16 protein-coding genes are annotated in these 14,671 nt (G+C 62.5%); 7 read left to right on the top strand and 9 right to left on the bottom strand.

Going from position 1 to position 14,671, the window contains the following annotated elements; translation table 11 throughout:
- Position 1: 1 nt before the first annotated feature.
- The 3 genes from NKJ90_RS17840 to NKJ90_RS17830 form a co-directional block, all read right to left on the bottom strand.
- Positions 2–868: a carbohydrate ABC transporter permease gene (locus NKJ90_RS17840; protein WP_023756701.1), complete on the bottom strand. Its 867-nt coding sequence runs from the start codon at positions 866–868 to the stop codon at positions 2–4.
- 2 nt (positions 869–870) lie between these two features.
- On the bottom strand, positions 871–1,767 hold the full coding sequence (locus NKJ90_RS17835) for a carbohydrate ABC transporter permease (RefSeq protein WP_023756700.1): 897 nt from the start codon (positions 1,765–1,767) through the stop codon (positions 871–873).
- Positions 1,768–1,905: 138 nt separating this feature from the next.
- Positions 1,906–3,225, bottom strand: a complete 1,320-nt coding sequence (locus NKJ90_RS17830) for an ABC transporter substrate-binding protein (protein ID WP_023756699.1) — start codon at positions 3,223–3,225, stop codon at positions 1,906–1,908.
- Positions 3,226–3,394: 169 nt separating this feature from the next.
- Here NKJ90_RS17830 and NKJ90_RS17825 point away from each other — a divergent pair, with 169 nt between their 5' ends.
- Positions 3,395–4,180 (top strand): IclR family transcriptional regulator, encoded by a 786-nt coding sequence (locus NKJ90_RS17825; protein ID WP_023756698.1) that lies wholly within the window; start codon positions 3,395–3,397, stop codon positions 4,178–4,180.
- 65 nt (positions 4,181–4,245) lie between these two features.
- Positions 4,246–5,085 (top strand): amidohydrolase family protein, encoded by an 840-nt coding sequence (locus NKJ90_RS17820; protein WP_023756697.1) that lies wholly within the window; start codon positions 4,246–4,248, stop codon positions 5,083–5,085.
- Between the two features lie 10 nt (positions 5,086–5,095).
- On the opposite strand, the gene NKJ90_RS17815 is transcribed toward NKJ90_RS17820, so the two are convergent.
- The 6 genes from NKJ90_RS17815 to NKJ90_RS17790 form a co-directional block, all read right to left on the bottom strand.
- Positions 5,096–6,256: an extracellular solute-binding protein gene (locus tag NKJ90_RS17815; protein WP_023756696.1), complete on the bottom strand. Its 1,161-nt coding sequence runs from the start codon at positions 6,254–6,256 to the stop codon at positions 5,096–5,098.
- Complete coding sequence (locus NKJ90_RS17810) at positions 6,253–7,413, bottom strand: CaiB/BaiF CoA transferase family protein (RefSeq protein ID WP_023756695.1); 1,161 nt, start codon at positions 7,411–7,413, stop codon at positions 6,253–6,255. The genes NKJ90_RS17815 and NKJ90_RS17810 overlap by 4 nt, the downstream gene beginning before the upstream one ends.
- A 2-nt stretch (positions 7,414–7,415) precedes the next feature.
- Positions 7,416–7,967, bottom strand: a complete 552-nt coding sequence (locus tag NKJ90_RS17805) for a MaoC family dehydratase (RefSeq protein ID WP_023756694.1) — start codon at positions 7,965–7,967, stop codon at positions 7,416–7,418.
- A gap of 324 nt (positions 7,968–8,291) precedes the next feature.
- Positions 8,292–9,275, bottom strand: coding sequence for a Tim44 domain-containing protein (locus NKJ90_RS17800; RefSeq protein ID WP_352486419.1), 984 nt, complete (start codon positions 9,273–9,275; stop codon positions 8,292–8,294).
- 73 nt (positions 9,276–9,348) lie between these two features.
- Positions 9,349–9,642, bottom strand: coding sequence for a TFIIB-type zinc ribbon-containing protein (locus NKJ90_RS17795; RefSeq protein ID WP_023756692.1), 294 nt, complete (start codon positions 9,640–9,642; stop codon positions 9,349–9,351).
- A 213-nt stretch (positions 9,643–9,855) separates the two neighbouring features.
- Positions 9,856–10,845: a zinc-dependent alcohol dehydrogenase family protein gene (locus NKJ90_RS17790; RefSeq protein WP_352486418.1), complete on the bottom strand. Its 990-nt coding sequence runs from the start codon at positions 10,843–10,845 to the stop codon at positions 9,856–9,858.
- A 101-nt stretch (positions 10,846–10,946) separates the two neighbouring features.
- Between NKJ90_RS17790 and NKJ90_RS17785 the strand changes: the two genes are divergently transcribed.
- The 5 genes from NKJ90_RS17785 to pcaG all read left to right on the top strand — a co-directional run bounded on the left by NKJ90_RS17785 (position 10,947) and on the right by pcaG (position 14,660).
- Positions 10,947–11,849, top strand: coding sequence for a LysR family transcriptional regulator (locus NKJ90_RS17785; protein WP_023756690.1), 903 nt, complete (start codon positions 10,947–10,949; stop codon positions 11,847–11,849).
- A gap of 242 nt (positions 11,850–12,091) precedes the next feature.
- Positions 12,092–12,901: a 3-oxoadipate enol-lactonase gene (pcaD, locus tag NKJ90_RS17780; RefSeq protein WP_023756689.1), complete on the top strand. Its 810-nt coding sequence runs from the start codon at positions 12,092–12,094 to the stop codon at positions 12,899–12,901.
- Positions 12,894–13,301 carry a 4-carboxymuconolactone decarboxylase gene (pcaC, locus tag NKJ90_RS17775; protein WP_023756688.1) on the top strand — a complete coding sequence of 136 codons (408 nt, stop codon included), beginning with the start codon at positions 12,894–12,896 and terminating at the stop codon, positions 13,299–13,301. The genes pcaD and pcaC overlap by 8 nt, the downstream gene beginning before the upstream one ends.
- Positions 13,291–14,046, top strand: coding sequence for a protocatechuate 3,4-dioxygenase subunit beta (gene pcaH / locus NKJ90_RS17770; protein WP_023756687.1), 756 nt, complete (start codon positions 13,291–13,293; stop codon positions 14,044–14,046). Before pcaC ends, pcaH begins: the two co-directional genes overlap by 11 nt.
- Positions 14,046–14,660 carry a protocatechuate 3,4-dioxygenase subunit alpha gene (gene pcaG, locus NKJ90_RS17765; protein ID WP_023756686.1) on the top strand — a complete coding sequence of 205 codons (615 nt, stop codon included), beginning with the start codon at positions 14,046–14,048 and terminating at the stop codon, positions 14,658–14,660. Before pcaH ends, pcaG begins: the two co-directional genes overlap by 1 nt.
- Positions 14,661–14,671 lie beyond the last annotated feature (11 nt).

Raw genomic sequence — 14,671 nt, 5'->3', positions numbered from 1 at the left:
ATCAGCCTTTCACCGCGCCGGAGGTCAGGCCGCCGACAAGGTGTTTCTGGACGATGTAGGTGAGGGTGAGCGCCGGAATGATCATCACCACGGCCAGCGCGCACATGCCGCGCCAGTCGATGGTGAACTCGGCGGTGTAGTCGAGCAGGCCGACCGGCAGGGTCTTGGCGCTCACCGAGCGTGTCAGTTGCGAGGCCAGTGCGAATTCGTTCCAGCAGGTCAGGAAGGCGAAGATCGCGGCCGACGCGATGCCCGGCCCGGCGAGCGGGAACTCGACCTGCCAGAAAGCCTGCCAGCGCGTGCAGCCATCGATCTGCGCTGCTTCCGCGAGGTCCTTCGGCACCTGGCGGAAGAAGCCGTCGATCAGCCAGATGGTGAACGGCACGTTGAGCGCGACATAGGCGAGGATCAGCCCGAAATGCGTGTCGATGATGCCAAGCCGCACATAGAGGAAGAACAGCGGTAGCGACAGCGCGATGCCCGGCACCGTGCGCGTCAGCATCAGGCCGAGGAACACGCTGGACTTGCCGTGGAAGCGATAGCGCGCGAAGGCATAGCCACCGGCCATGCCGATGGCCACTGCAATGACCGTCGAGGTCACCGAGATGATCAGCGAGTTGCGGAAATATTCGATCACCGGGATGCCGCCCTTGCCGATGCCGGAGAACATCGCGATGTAGGCGTCGAACGAAATCTCCTGCGGGATCCACACCGGTGGCTTGGCCATGATCTCGACCGCCGGCCGCAGCGACGAGAGGACGATCCACAGGCCCGGCAAGCAGATGGTCAGCATCGCCAGGAACAGGCCGATGCGATAGATGATGCCCAACAGCCGGCGCTTGAGGCGGGCGGAAGAATTCTCGTCCATTCTCACCACTCAGCACCGATCTGCGTGCGCGCCGCGGCGAGCTTGTTGAAGAAATAGACGGTGAAGGCGATCGACAGCAGGATCGAGAAATAGGCCATGGCGTTGGCCATGCCCATGCGTCCGTCGCTGTAGGCGGTGCGCGCCACCAGTGTCCAAAGCAGTTCGGTGCGGCCCGCCGGTCCGCCATCGGTCATGATCTTGACGATGTCATAGGCGCGCGCCACGTCGAGCGAACGTATGGTCATGGCAATGTAGGCGAACGGCATGACGAACGGCCACGTCACATAGCGGAAAGTCTGCCACGGCGTGCAGCCGTCGACCCGTGCCGCCTCGATCGGCTCCTTGGGCATCGCGAGCAGTCCGGCGAGGATCAGGATCGCGAAGATCGCCGTCGACGACCAGATCTCGGCGATAGAAATGGCGATGAAGGCGAGATGGCCTTCGATCAGCCACGGTATGGCATCCCTGGTGATGCCGAGCGACTGCAGGGCATTGTTCACCAGGCCGATATTGTCGTTGAACATGAACTTGAACTGGAAGCCGACCAGGATCGGCGAGAACATCATCGGAAACATCATCAGCGTGCGCAGGACACGCTGGCCGCGCGTTGCCTTCTCGACCAGCATCGCAAGTCCGAGGCCGAGCAGCATTTCGAGATTGAGCGCGATGGTCAGCAGCAGTACCGTGCGGCCGAACGCCCACCAGAAATCGGTGTTGGACAGGATTGAAAGATAGTTCCTGAAGCCGATGAAGACGTAAAATGTCTCGGGCCGCGTCAGGCGGAAAGGCGTGAAGCTGGAGTAGAGCGACAACAGCAACGGCACGACAACAACCGCCGCCAGCACGATCATGGCCGGAAGCAGCAGCAGGAATGGCGCGGACGGCTTGAAGCCCTTCATCAGAATCCTTGAGGTGTTTGCATTGGACGGCGGTGCGCGGGCCTGGGGCGAAGGATCAGCGTAAACAGCTGAGCATCCCGCGAAAACGCGGTCGCCTCCCCCATTTTCTGATGGAGGAGGCAGCCCTGGGAACCGTTACTAGAGCTTGCCGGCGTCCTGGAGGATTTGCGTCGCCTTGGCGGCGGCTTCATCCAGTGCCTGCTTGGACGTCTTGTCGCCGAGGATCGCCGCCTGCAGTTCGGGATAGACGGCGTTCGAAATCTCGATCCATTCAGGCGTCTGCGGCACGGCAAAAGCGTGCTTGGCCTCTTCCTGGAAGGCGGTAAGAACCTCCTTCTTGTAAGGATCGTTTTCGGCCTGCTTCAAGTCCCAGTCCCACACGGCCGTGCGGGTCGGTAGCGGACCTGCGGCAGCCTCGAGCTTCTGGCTGTCCTCGTTGGTCAGCCACCATACCAGCGAGGCCGCAGCCTCCTTATTCGGGCAATTCTCGGTCACCGAGAAACCATGGAAGCCGGACCAGCCGGTGCGCTTGCCAGAAGAACCCTTCGGCGCAACCTTGACGCCGACATTGCCGGCGACTTTCGACGACTTCGGGTCATTGAAGAAGCCGGCCCAGCCCGGCCAGTCCAAGTTGATGGCGACGGTGCCCGAAGCAAAGCCCTGGCCGAGATCGTCCCAGAGATAATTGGTGGTTCCGGCCGGCACGGCCTTCGCCTTGTAGAGGTTGACGAACCAGTCGAGCGCCCGGATGCCGGCCTCGGAATTGAAGACCGGCTTGCCGTCCTTGCCGAGATACTCGCCGCCCTCGGCGACGACCATCTCGTAGAAGCGGCCGTTGATCGCCTCTTCCTTGCCGGCGAACTGCGTGCCGTAGAAATTTGGCGGGTTGGCGAAGAATTCGGCCTGGTCGGTGACTTCCTTCCAGGTGTCCGGCGGCACCAGGTCATAGCCGTATTTCGCCTTGAACTTGGTCTTGTTGTCGGCGTTGTCGTAGAGGCTCTTCTGGTAGTAGAGCGCCGAAACGTCGAATTGCGCGCGCGGCAGCATCTCCAGCTTGCCGTCGATGGTTGCCGACTTGATCGTCGACGGCACAAAGGCGTCGATCTCTTCCTTAGGCAGCAATTTGCTGAGGTCGGTGTAGAGGCTCGTATACTGCGGCGCGAACGACGAATGGTTCCAGCCGACGCACCAGTTGGTGCTGCCCGAGGCAATGTCGGACTTGAGCTCCTTGTCGATGTCGAAGCCGTTCTTCTTGGTCAGGATGTTGACCTTGGCGCCGGTCGCCTTTTCCCATTCGGGAATGCGCTCGTAGAGTTTTTCATATTGTTGGCCGCCGATCAGTTTCACGTCGACGGTCACACCTTCGAACTTGCCGGGCAGGTCGCCGGCAAAGGCCGTGCCCGCAGCTGACGCAAGCAACAATGCGCCGGCGGACACGCCGGAAAGCAGTCTGTTCATTGATATCCTCCCTTGGTGCCGCCTCAGCGGCGACCGCAACTCGTCTGATGACAAGAAGTCCTACATTCATATACAAACAAAACATTCACGGACACGTCAAGACGAAATTTGTTTCCGCCAGCCATGTTCCTGCGTATATGAAGGATGAAATTCACTGGAGGGATGAGTCATGGACGATAGCGAAGACGAGCGCTACCGAGCGCCGGCGCTCGACAAGGGACTCGATATCCTCGAACTGCTGGCGGGCGTCGACGGTGGTCTTACGCAGGCCGAAATCGCCAAGAAACTCGATCGCAGCCCCAACGAATTCTACCGCATGCTGGATCGGCTGGTGCGGCGCGGCTACGTCACGCGGCTCGACGGCGACCGCTATTCGCTGACGCTCAAACTGTTCGGACTGGCGCAATTGCACGCGCCCGTCCGTCGGCTGGTTTCCTACGCCACACCGCTGATGCGCGAATTGGCCGAGACATCGCAGCAGGCCAACCAACTCGTTGTTTTTGATCGCGGTTCCGCCGTCGTCATCGGCCAGCAAGAGGCACCGAACTACTGGGGGATTTCGATCCGGGTCGGCTCGCATATCAGCCTGTTCGACACCGGTTCGGGACATGTGCTGCTCGCCTTCCGCTCACCGGAAGAGCGTCAGATGATGATTTCGGAACACGTCCGCAGCACCGACAAGACGGCGCAGTCGGCCGAGTTCTTCACCCGGCTCGACCAGATCCGCGACCGCGGTTACGAGATGATGGCCTCGATGCAGACCGCCGGGGTCTTCAACCTGTCCGCTCCGGTGCGCAGTTCCGACGGCAAGGCGATCGCCGCGCTATCGATTCCCTATATCACCGTGGTCAACGCGCCGTCGGCACCAGACATTACCCGGACGATCGAGTTGTTGCTGGCAACATGTCAAAAGCTGTCGCACCTCGCGGGCTCGGCAGTCGGCTCATCGGCGTGAATTCTTATTTGAATGAAGAATTCCTCCGTGAGATGATCTGAAACAGCCACGAGGAGGAGCCCGTCATGATCATCGACACCCATTTGCATCTCATCGATCGCTCAGCCTTGCGCTATCCCTGGCTGTCAGGCGTGCCGGCGCTCAACCGCGATTTCTCCTATGAGGAATATTCCGTGGAGGCGCAGCGTGTCGGCATCGGGCGTGTGCTGCATATGGAGGTCGATGTCGACCCGGCCGAGATCGAGGCTGAGACCCTTCGGGTCGAAGGGCTGGCACGGCAACCCGGCAGCATGCTGGCTGGAGCGATCGCATCCTGCCGCCCCGAAGAGGCGGATTTTCCGGCCTATCTTGAAAGGCAGCGAGCAAATCCGTTCGTCAAAGGGTTCCGCCGCGTCCTCCATGTCGTGCCGGATGATCTCTCGGAAGGCGCACTCTTTCGTGAGAACATCAAGCGGCTTGGCGGCACCGGCCTGACCTTCGATCTCGTCGTGCTGCCGCACCAGATCCCGAAGGCATTCGCGCTGGCCGACCTGGCGCCGGATGTCCAGTTCGTTCTCGACCATTGCGGCGTGCCCGATATCAAGGGCGGAGCCGAGCATCCGTGGCGTGAACACATGAGTGAGATCGCGCGGCGCCCGAATGTCATGGCCAAGATTTCCGGTGTCGTTGCCTATGCCGATCCGGGCAGCTGGACGGCTGAGACGCTGCGGCCCTATGTCGAGCACACAATCGGCGCGTTCGGCTGGGACCGTGTTGTCTGGGGCAGCGACTGGCCGGTCTGCACGCTCGGCGGCGGCCTGTCGACCTGGGTGGCGGCGACCCATGCGCTCCTTGCAGGCTGCGGCGTCGATGAGCGCGACAGGCTCTTGTTCGCGAATGCCCGCAAACTGTGGCGGCTCGACTAGGCGAGCTCGCTTACGCTTTAGAGGCATCGCTTGATGCCGAACGATTCTCCCGGAACAGGCGATTGAGATCGGCAATGACCTCGGCGGCTTTGTGCCGGGAGGTCATGCCGGAAAGGATGCGGTCGGACGCCGCCTGCTGGAACGCCATATAGCCGTCATGGCGCGGCCGCACCCACGCACCCTCCAGCGTCGCGCGCGTGTCGCGATAGAAATTGCCTGTCGCTTCATTGACGGCCCGGTCTTCCCAGGCCGCCGCATGGCCGGGCTGCCCGCCAGCGGCGGCATAGGGACCGCGCTGGACCTCGCCGCTTGCCACCCAGTAGGCGAAGGCGATCGCGGCATCCTTCGCTTCGGCAAAGGCCGATACGGCTATGCCGGTGCCACCAAGCGCCGAACCGATCGGACCGCTGGAGCCGACGACCGGGATGTCGGCGAACGCCAGCCGGTTCGCGCGAAAACCAGACATTGCATAGGAAACATAGCCGTAGATCAGCGGTGCACAGATGATGCGGGAGCCGGCCTCCGCCATGCGTTCCGAAACTGCGATCGGATCCATCTCGAAGCAGGCGGGGCCGACCAGTGCGGCTATCTCGCGCATCGTCTCGAAGACTTCGCCGCCGGCGTCGGCATCGATGAGATCGCCGGACGGGTCCGTTGCGCAAGGGCGGCCAAAATTGCCGGCGAGCGTGTAGAACGCCATCAGCACGTGAGGCGGGCGCAATGGCAGCAGCACCCGGCCTTGGCGGGCTAGATCGAGCACATCGCTCCAGCGCGCCGGCGGCGCGTCGAGCGCGTCCGGCCGCCAGGCCTGGACCTGGCTGGCCGCATCGATCGGGAAAGCCCATTGCCGCCCCTGCCAGTTGTAGCTCGGATAGGACCGGCCGACGCTGCCCGAGGCAAGTGCTGCAAGTTCCGCCTCGCGGCCAGCGACATCCAACGGCTCGAGGCAGCGCTCCGCAGTGATCTGGCCGACATGCGGATGATCAATGACGATGAGATCATAGGCGCGCGCCAGTTCCTCGACCGGGAACGATTCGAAATCCTGCAGCGAGCGCTTGTCCCATTCGATGGTGATGCCAGTCTTCTGCTTCCACAGCGACGAGCAGGCGACCATAGGATCGTAGCCGCGCGGATGGCTCCAGGTCATGCCCTTGAGCGTGGGCACGCTCACAGGCCGAACTCCTCGCGGATTGCCGCACTGTGCTCGCCGATGCGAGGCGCTGCCCGATCGACCTTGGCTCTGACGCCATCGACCCGGAGCGGCGAACTGGTGGTCAGGATCGAGACATTATCCTCGCGCGTCACCGTCTGCAGAATATCGAGCGACTGGAAGCCCTCGCTCGCCAGCATCTCCGGCCAGGTCAGCACCTTGGCGCACCAGATGTCGGCCGGCTCGAGGACATCAAGCCACTCGTCGACGGTTTTAGTGGCTATCCGTTGCGCAATAATCGCCTTGATGTCGTCGCGCGCGGTGAACCAGGATGCAGGCAGGTCACGATAGGGCGCCAGCTCGTTAAGTGACAGCAGGTCGGCGAGCTTGGGGATCGGCGTCATGGCGATGGCGAGATAGCCGTCCTTGGCCGGGTAGACGCCATAGGGCGCCGACAGATAGGCATGTGCACTGCGGAAGCTGGAGCGGCGTGGCAAACGCCGGCCGTCGTTGAGATGCGTGGTCAGCACCTCGAACTGGAAGTCGACCAGCGCCTCCAGCAGGCTGGTCTCGATATGGCTCCCCTGGCCGGTGATGCCACGTCGCACCAGTGCCGCCAGAACGCCTTGCGCGCAGGCAGCACCGGCCAGCATGTCGCCGATGGCAAGGCCGAACGGCACCGGCCCCTGGTCTTCGTCTCCATTGAGCCACATCACGCCGGAACGCGCCTGCGCCAGCAGGTCCTGGCCCGGACGCTCGACCCAAGGGCCGTCCTCGCCATAGCCACTGATCGAGGCGTAGACCAGCCGCGGATTGAGCATGCGAACGGCCTCGTAATCCAAGCCAAGCCGCTCGATGACGCCGGGCCGGAAATTCTGGATCAGCACGTCGGCCTTGGCCAAAAGCCCGCGCAGCGCCTCGAGATCCGCCTCGTTCTTCAGGTCGACGGCAAAACTTTCCTTGGCCCTGTTGATGGCGTGGAAGATGGTGGAATCGCCGCCGATCTCGGTGTCACTGAGATAGAGCCGGCGCGAGAGGTCGCCGCCATCCGGACGCTCGATCTTGATCACGCGGGCGCCGAGGTCGAGCAGCCTCAACGAGCAGTATGGGCCCGACAGGAATTGGCTCATGTCCACGACAATGAGACCGGCAAGCGGCAATTCGGCTGCTGCCGGCATTGCTATTTCTCCGTCTTGCCGACGAAGTCGGCCGGGTTGCGGTACTTCACCGTCTGCAGGTGCTCGCAATAGAGGACGAGCTCGCCCTCGCCCTTGAACACTTCGTAGCTGGCGCGGATCAGCCCCATTTCCTTGTAGCGGGGCTTCTTGTCGAGGTTGGTGCGGATCGAATAGATCGTATCGCCGATGAAGACAGGCCTTATAAAGCGGAGCTTGTCATAGCCATAGGAAAAGGCGTTGATGCAATTGGTGGCGACCAGCCCAAGCCCGGCCGAGAAGACGAAAGCGCCGGCGATCAGCCGCTTGCCGAAAATGCCTTCGCTCTCGGCAAACATCTGGTCCTGCACATAGGGGTGAATGTCGAGCACCAGCGTGTTGAACAAATGGCTGTCGCCTTCCGCCATGGTACGCCGCAACGAGCGGATTTTCTGGCCGACCGGCCAGTCCTCATAGAACCAGTTCTCGGCATTCCACACCGGCAGCGCGGCATGGTCCTCAGGCATGTCTTTGGGGTGCGTCGAGGCGACGCCGACGGTAGCAGCGAAGTCGTTCATGGTCAGTTCCGCCACTCGTGCCGAAGGTCTCGCGCAACCGTTTGAACACGCGTCAAGCCGCCTGAATGCACGCCGTCTCCTCCCGTCAATCTTCTTTTGTAAATATTCTTTTCACATGTGGGATTACGATGCAAGCACGAAGAGGCGAAATGTCAGCCGCCCCCGCGCGCCGAAGTGGCGGCGGGGGAGGGGAGCAATTCATGCGCAAGGATTGTCAGGTATTTGCCTGCGAGGCGCTGAGCGATACCGGGCACGCCATCGAGATCGGCACGCGTCTGTCCGTTGGTTCGCCGAGCGCCCGCAAGCAGCCGCCTCGGACAAAGCTCAGGCCTGTTGTATTGCCGAGAGCTTCCAGTTCGCGCCATTCTCGCGCACGAACGTCCACAACTCGGTCGTCTCTGTCGGGTGGTCACCGTCGCCCTCGACGACCTTGCCGCTGGCCCGCTCGCGCGTCACGTCACGAGACTCGTAGCGCAATGCGGCCGTGGCATAGTCGCGGTCATCCTCGTGCCAGCTTTCCGCAATGTCGGCCTGCAACAAAGTGATGTCCGTCACCTCGTTCCTGAGACCTTTCTGGGCATTGTCGGCCAGCTCTTCCGAGAGATAGGACACCATCTCGGGGGTCGTCGCCCGGCGCAGAGCAGCATGGTCTTCGCGCCCGAAGGCTTCCTGAACATCGGTCAACAGCTGCTGGAATGTGTCGAGGTCGGTCTGGGCCAGCGTGATCTCCTCGGAACCGGTGTCCGCAGAGCCTCCCGAACCGCCGCCAAAGCCGGGAATCGTGAAAGGGCGCTCGGTCTGTTGCTGTGTCGTTGCGCGATTCTCAAACCGCGACGCCTGGGCATTGTCGGCACCGGCGAGCGCCTGGGCGGGACCGCGCGCGGATTGCGACCGGAAGAACCTGAGAGCCAGCATGATTGCGCCACCAATGAGCAGGGCCTGAAGCAGGAAACCGAACATGCCGGCCAGTCCGCCGAAGCCTTGGCCCACGAGCAGGCCGATCAGGCCGCCGAGCAGCAGGCCACGCATCATTGTCCCACCGAAGCCGCTCATGAAGCCGGGCCTCTGCATGCCGGCCTGCGGCTGCCGGGCCGCGTTGTTCACACCGGTGTTGGGCGTCATCGAACGCTCGACCGGTGCGGTCGGCGCCGGTGCGGTTCTGGTCGGCGGTGCCGATTGGAACGTGCGCATGCCACGACTGCCGAAACTGCCGCCGCGACGGGCCTCGGCATGATCCATCGCGACCATGGAAAATGCGAGGAACAGTCCTGCAACGAGGGCTGCAAATCGGCTTGTGCGCGAAATCATCGGGATGGACCTTTGTCGATGCGGTTTTGAAGTTTTCAGCAAACGCCGGCCCGGGGTATCGGGCGTGGTGCGGTCAATCGAACAACTCTTCGAAAAATGATTTCTTCCGCTTCGGATAGCGGTGGCCCTGCGAGCGGGAATAATCGTCATCGCGCCCTTGGCCATGTTGCGGCTGGGAGAATGCTGCCGGCTGCGGCGCGGGCGAAGCCTCCCTGCCGGAACGCTCGATTATCTTGTCGAGTTCGCCTCGATCAAGCCAGACGCCGCGGCACTGCGGACAGTAATCGATTTCGATACCCTGGCGTTCGCTCATCACGAGCGCGACGCGACAGGAGGGGCAAACCATACCAAGGACGGAAGATGTCATGTGGGGCTCCAAACCAAAAGTATTTGAGCCCGCTTGATCGAAAGGAATGGAAACGGGCCCGTTAAGCGGTCCGACATCACAATCGCCAAAAGCGACTGTCAGAGGGGCCCGGCCCGCACGGCACAGTTAGGAGTGCAGAGTCCCGCCTTCAAGGGCGATGCTGCTGGCAACGGTGATTTGTTCGCCATCTCTGCTCAAACCGTCACCACGATCTCAGATCGTCACCACGATCTTGCCGAACTGCTCGTTCGATTCCAGGTAGCGATGCGCTTCGACGATCTGGTCGAACGCAAAGGTCCTGTCGATGATCGGCCTCAGCGTTCCGCTCTCCAGACCGTCTAGGATGAACGCCTTGGCCGTTTCCAGTTTCGCCGGGTCGCCGGTGATCTCATGGACGAGGTAGCCGCGCAGCGTCAGCGTCTTGCCCAACACTGCGCCCAAAGGGAACGGCGTCGGCTCGCGGCTGAGGCCACCATATTCGATGAGGATGCCGCCGCGTGCCATTGCCGCCGTCAGCGGCTCGAAAACCGGGCCGCCGATAGCATCGAAGACGACGCGCACGCCTTGCTGCCCTGCGATCTCATTCAGCCATGCCGACAGATCCTCCTCGGCCGAGACCACGACATGCGCCGCACCGGCGTTGAGCAGCACCTGCTTCTTGGCTGACGTTCGCGTCACCGCGATCACGGTCGCGCCGACCCAGTTGGCGATCTGGATCGCGGCAAGGCCGACACTGCTCGATGCAGCGGTGATGACGACCATATCTCCGCTGTGCAGGTTAGCGATGTCGATCAACGCCCCATAGGCGGTCAGATACTGCATCCAGACCGCCGCTGCAGTCCGCCAGTCGAGCGATGGCGGGTGCTTGACGACGAGATTGGCGGGATAGGTGACCAACTCGCCATAGGCTGGCCAAAGGATCATTGATTGCGGCGGGATGATACTAACGCTGTCGCCAGCCATAAAGTCGTTCACGCCTTCGCCCACCGCCTCGATAACACCTGCCGCCTCGAGGCCAAGCCCCGAGGGCAGCGTCGGCGTCTCGATATAGGCACCGGCGCGCAGCAGTGCCTCGGCGCGATTGAGACCAAGCGCCTTGACGCGGATTTGGACTTCGCCCGGACCCGGTCGGGGCAATTCGACATCCTCGATGCGTAGAACCTCGGGGTCTCCATGCCGGTGAAAGCGAACTACACGCGCCATTCGGTATACTCCAAATTATCTGAACCGAATGAGCTATGCAGCTAGGTTCGACGAGGATAAATGGCTGCAAAGGAGAACAGTAGAAAGCAGGAGTTCCGAATATGGATAGGCTTGAGAGCATGGCCGTGTTCGTCAGGGCTGTCGACCTCGGCTCGTTCGCAGCCGCGGCGGTCGCACTCGATCTGTCCGGACCGATGGTTGGCAAGCATGTCCGGTTTCTTGAGGAACGGCTGGGCGTGCGTCTGCTCAACCGGACCACGCGCAGGCAGAGCCTGACCGATTTCGGACGCGCATACTATGAACGCTGCCGCGTGGTGCTGGCCGAAGCCGACGCCGCCGACGCGCTAGCCGCCGATCAGCTTGCGGAGCCGCGTGGGAAATTGCGTGTCACCATGCCGGCGCATTTCGGCCGCCACTGCGTGACGCCCGTGCTGCTGCAATTGGCGCGGCAATATCCAATGCTGGAGCTGGATCTGTCGCTCAGCGACCGCTTCGCCGACCTCGCCGAGGACGGCTACGATCTTGCCATCCGCACCGGTGCCCTCGACGACAAGGCGGGCGTGATCGCCCGTCGCGTCGCGCGCCAGGGCATGGTCGTCTGCGCCGCACCCGCTTATCTCCAACGTCACGGCGAACCGCGGCGCATCGAGGATCTCGTCGACCATCAAGCGATTGTCTACCGCCGGCTCGGCCAGATCGTTCAACCGTGGCTGTTTGTGCGCGAGGGGCAACTCACGCAAGAGATCACGCCAGCCGGCCGGCTGCGTCTCGACGATCTCGATGCCATCGCCGACGCGGCTGCCGAGGGCATGGGGGTCGCCTGGCTGCCCTACTGGCTGGTGCGTGACCGCATCCGGGCCGGAGCGCTGGTGGCGCTGTTGCCGGATGAGCCGCGCTTTCTCTACGACTGCTACGCGCTTTGGCTGCAGACGCCGCATTTGCCATTGAAGGTGCGGCTGGCCGTGGATGCACTGGCCGCCGCCTTGCCGAAATCGATGGCCTGATCAGGCCAAAATGCGATCGCCGATACAGGCGGATGCGGTCGATGCCCTTGGCGCCGACCGGAAACGCGCAGCCCAGACTGATGCAAACGTGATTGGGGCCGACCACGTCGGCAAGACATCCGATGTGGTCGGGCCAGACTGTCCGACACGGATTTGATCGCCCCTGAGTTCATGAAACAGCGCAAAAAATCATTTTACCGAGCCAAACGCCTTGTGCAATGTGGGGATGGAGGATCGAAATCGTGCCATTCGTCACCATCGGCGGCATCACGCTGCACCATCGCCACATCAAGGCGACCGGCAATGTGCGCCCGATCATATTCATCAATTCGCTGGGCACCGACTTCAGGATCTGGGACGACATTGTCTCGGCGCTTGATGGTGAAATGCCGCTGGTGGTCTATGACAAGCGCGGCCACGGGCTGTCCGATATTGGCGACATCAGTTCGATCGACGATCATGTCGATGACCTCTCAGGCCTCATCGATCATTTCGGATTGAGCAAGGTCGTGCTGTGCGGCCTATCGGTCGGCGGCCTGATCGCGCAAGGCTTCTATCGCAGGCGCCCAGAAATGGTCGAAGGCCTGATCCTGTGCGACACGGCCCATAAGATCGGCACCGCCGAAAGCTGGAACGCACGCATCGCGGCGGTCAAAAGCAAAGGCATTCAGGAGATTGCCGGCGCGGTTCTCAAAACTTGGTTCACGCCGGCATTCCACGCGCAGCGTCAGCCTGACCTGAACGGTTATTGGAACATGATGACCCGGCAGGCGCTTGCCGGTTACATCGGGACTTGCGCGGCCGTTCGCGATGCGGATTTCACCGACAGCGCGCGGCGCATCGCGGTACCGACGCTCTGCGTCGCCGGCGACCAGGATGGCTCGACGCCTCCCGATCTTGTCCGATCCCTGGCCGACCTTATCCCCGGCGCGCGCTTCGAAATCATCGGCGACGCAGCGCACATTTCTTGTGTTGAACAGCCAGAGGCACTGGTCGCCCTGATCCGCGATTTTATCGCATCGCTTGCCTCCGGAGCCGAAACCGATGGATGAAGTCCCCGTCAACGAAGCCAGATATCGCACCGGTCTCGCGGTGCGCCGCTCGGTGCTAGGCGATGGCCATGTCGACCGCGCCGAGGTCGCCGCCACCGATTTCGACCGGCCTTTCCAGGAGTTGATCACCGAGGCGGCCTGGGGAACCGTGTGGGCACGACCGGGCTTCACCAAGCGCGAACGTTCGATCGTCACGCTGGCGCTGCTGGCCGCACTCGGCCATGATGAGGAGGTCGCCATGCATGTGCGCGCCACCGTCAACACCGGTGCCTCGCGCGACGATATCTGCGAAGCTTTCCTGCATGTCGCCATCTATGCCGGCGTGCCTGCCGCCAACCGTGCCTTCAAGATCGCCAAGGATGTGTTTTCGGAAATGGACGGTGCCAAGAATGCCCGCTGAGTCAGGCTTGAACCGGAGACCCGAGACCGGCGCCTTTTTCCAGCGCGACCGGACATGGCATCCGCCGGCCCTGACGCCGAACTACAAGACTTCGGTGCTGCGCTCGCCTCAGAAGGCGCCGCTCGCTTTCGACAACACACTGTCGGAAATAACAGGTCCTGTCTTCGGCCACGCCATGTTGGGCGAACTCGACGCCGACCTGATCCACAATTTCGCCGGACCCGGCGAGAGCGCCATCGGCGAGCGCATCATCGTCTATGGGCGGGTGCTCGACGAGCGCGGCGTTGGCGTGCCCGGCGCGCTGCTCGAATTCTGGCAGGCCAATGCCGGTGGCCGCTATCGCCACAAGAAGGACGGCTACCTGGCGCCGCTCGACCCGAATTTCGGCGGCTGCGGCCGTGCCATATCAAGCGACGATGGCGGCTATGCCTTTCGTACCGTCAAGCCCGGGCCCTATCCCTGGCCGAACGGGCCGAACGACTGGCGGCCCTCGCACATCCATTTCTCGGTCTTTGGCCATGGCTTCGCGCAGCGGCTGATCACGCAGATGTATTTCGAGGGCGACCCGCTGATCTGGCAGTGCCCGATCGCGCGTGGCATCCCCGACAAGTCAGCCGTCGAGACCCTGATCGCCGCGCTCGACATGCAGGCGACAATCCCCTTCGACGCGCGCGCCTACAAGTTCGACATCGTGCTGCGCGGGCGGCGCTCATCGCTGTTCGAAAACAGGCTGGAGGGCAATTGATGGCCCAGTCGCTCGACCGGCTGAAGGAGAGCCCCTCGCAGACCGCGGGACCATACGTCCATATTGGGCTGACGCCTAATTTCTGCGGCATCGGCGGCGTCTATGCGAGCGACCTTGGCGCCACCATGGTCAACGACAAGACCAAGGGTGAGCGCATCGGTCTTCGCATCCGGGTGCTCGACGGCACCGGCACGCCGCTCAAGGATGCGCTGATCGAGATCTGGCAAGCGGATGCGGACGGGCTTTACAACTCGCCGGTTGAATTGCGCGGTGCTGCCGATCCGAATTTCTTCGGCTGGGGCCGCTGCCCGACCGACATGGACACCGGCCTGTGCACGTTCGAGACGATCAAGCCGGGCCAGGTGCCGTTCAGGGATGGCAGCCTGATGGCGCCGCACATCACGCTCTGGATCGTCGCGCGCGGCATAAACCTCGGCCTCCACACACGGCTCTATTTTTCCGACGAGGAAAAGGCCAATGCCGGGGATGCGATCCTGGCACGCATCGAGCACCGCATCCGCGTGCCGACGCTGATCGCCGAGCGCCAGGGCGATATTTATGTGTTCGACGTCCATCTCCAGGGGGAGAAGGAAACGGTCTTCTTCGACAGCTAGGAGATCCGCGA

The organism is Mesorhizobium sp. M0051 (assembly GCF_040323235.1).
Taxonomy (GTDB): Bacteria; Pseudomonadota; Alphaproteobacteria; order Rhizobiales; family Rhizobiaceae; genus Mesorhizobium.
The sequence above is the reverse complement of the archived record's forward strand: the minus strand, read 5'-3'. Positions and strand labels throughout refer to the sequence as shown.

What these genes read in the sequence shown, in the direction of transcription:
- NKJ90_RS17820 (WP_023756697.1), top strand. Translation starts at nt 4,246, where the DNA reads ATGATCATCGACACCCATTTGCATCTCATCGATCGCTCAGCCTTGCGC.
- pcaH (WP_023756687.1), top strand. Translation starts at nt 13,291, where the DNA reads ATGCCCGCTGAGTCAGGCTTGAACCGGAGACCCGAGACCGGCGCCTTT.
- NKJ90_RS17840 (WP_023756701.1), bottom strand. Translation starts at nt 868, where the DNA reads ATGGACGAGAATTCTTCCGCCCGCCTCAAGCGCCGGCTGTTGGGCATC.
- NKJ90_RS17790 (WP_352486418.1), bottom strand. Translation starts at nt 10,845, where the DNA reads ATGGCGCGTGTAGTTCGCTTTCACCGGCATGGAGACCCCGAGGTTCTA.
- pcaG (WP_023756686.1), top strand. Translation starts at nt 14,046, where the DNA reads ATGGCCCAGTCGCTCGACCGGCTGAAGGAGAGCCCCTCGCAGACCGCG.
- NKJ90_RS17805 (WP_023756694.1), bottom strand. Translation starts at nt 7,967, where the DNA reads ATGAACGACTTCGCTGCTACCGTCGGCGTCGCCTCGACGCACCCCAAA.
- NKJ90_RS17785 (WP_023756690.1), top strand. Translation starts at nt 10,947, where the DNA reads ATGGATAGGCTTGAGAGCATGGCCGTGTTCGTCAGGGCTGTCGACCTC.
- NKJ90_RS17795 (WP_023756692.1), bottom strand. Translation starts at nt 9,642, where the DNA reads ATGACATCTTCCGTCCTTGGTATGGTTTGCCCCTCCTGTCGCGTCGCG.
- NKJ90_RS17835 (WP_023756700.1), bottom strand. Translation starts at nt 1,767, where the DNA reads ATGAAGGGCTTCAAGCCGTCCGCGCCATTCCTGCTGCTGCTTCCGGCC.
- NKJ90_RS17800 (WP_352486419.1), bottom strand. Translation starts at nt 9,275, where the DNA reads ATGATTTCGCGCACAAGCCGATTTGCAGCCCTCGTTGCAGGACTGTTC.
- NKJ90_RS17810 (WP_023756695.1), bottom strand. Translation starts at nt 7,413, where the DNA reads ATGCCGGCAGCAGCCGAATTGCCGCTTGCCGGTCTCATTGTCGTGGAC.
- NKJ90_RS17825 (WP_023756698.1), top strand. Translation starts at nt 3,395, where the DNA reads ATGGACGATAGCGAAGACGAGCGCTACCGAGCGCCGGCGCTCGACAAG.
- pcaC (WP_023756688.1), top strand. Translation starts at nt 12,894, where the DNA reads ATGGATGAAGTCCCCGTCAACGAAGCCAGATATCGCACCGGTCTCGCG.
- NKJ90_RS17830 (WP_023756699.1), bottom strand. Translation starts at nt 3,225, where the DNA reads ATGAACAGACTGCTTTCCGGCGTGTCCGCCGGCGCATTGTTGCTTGCG.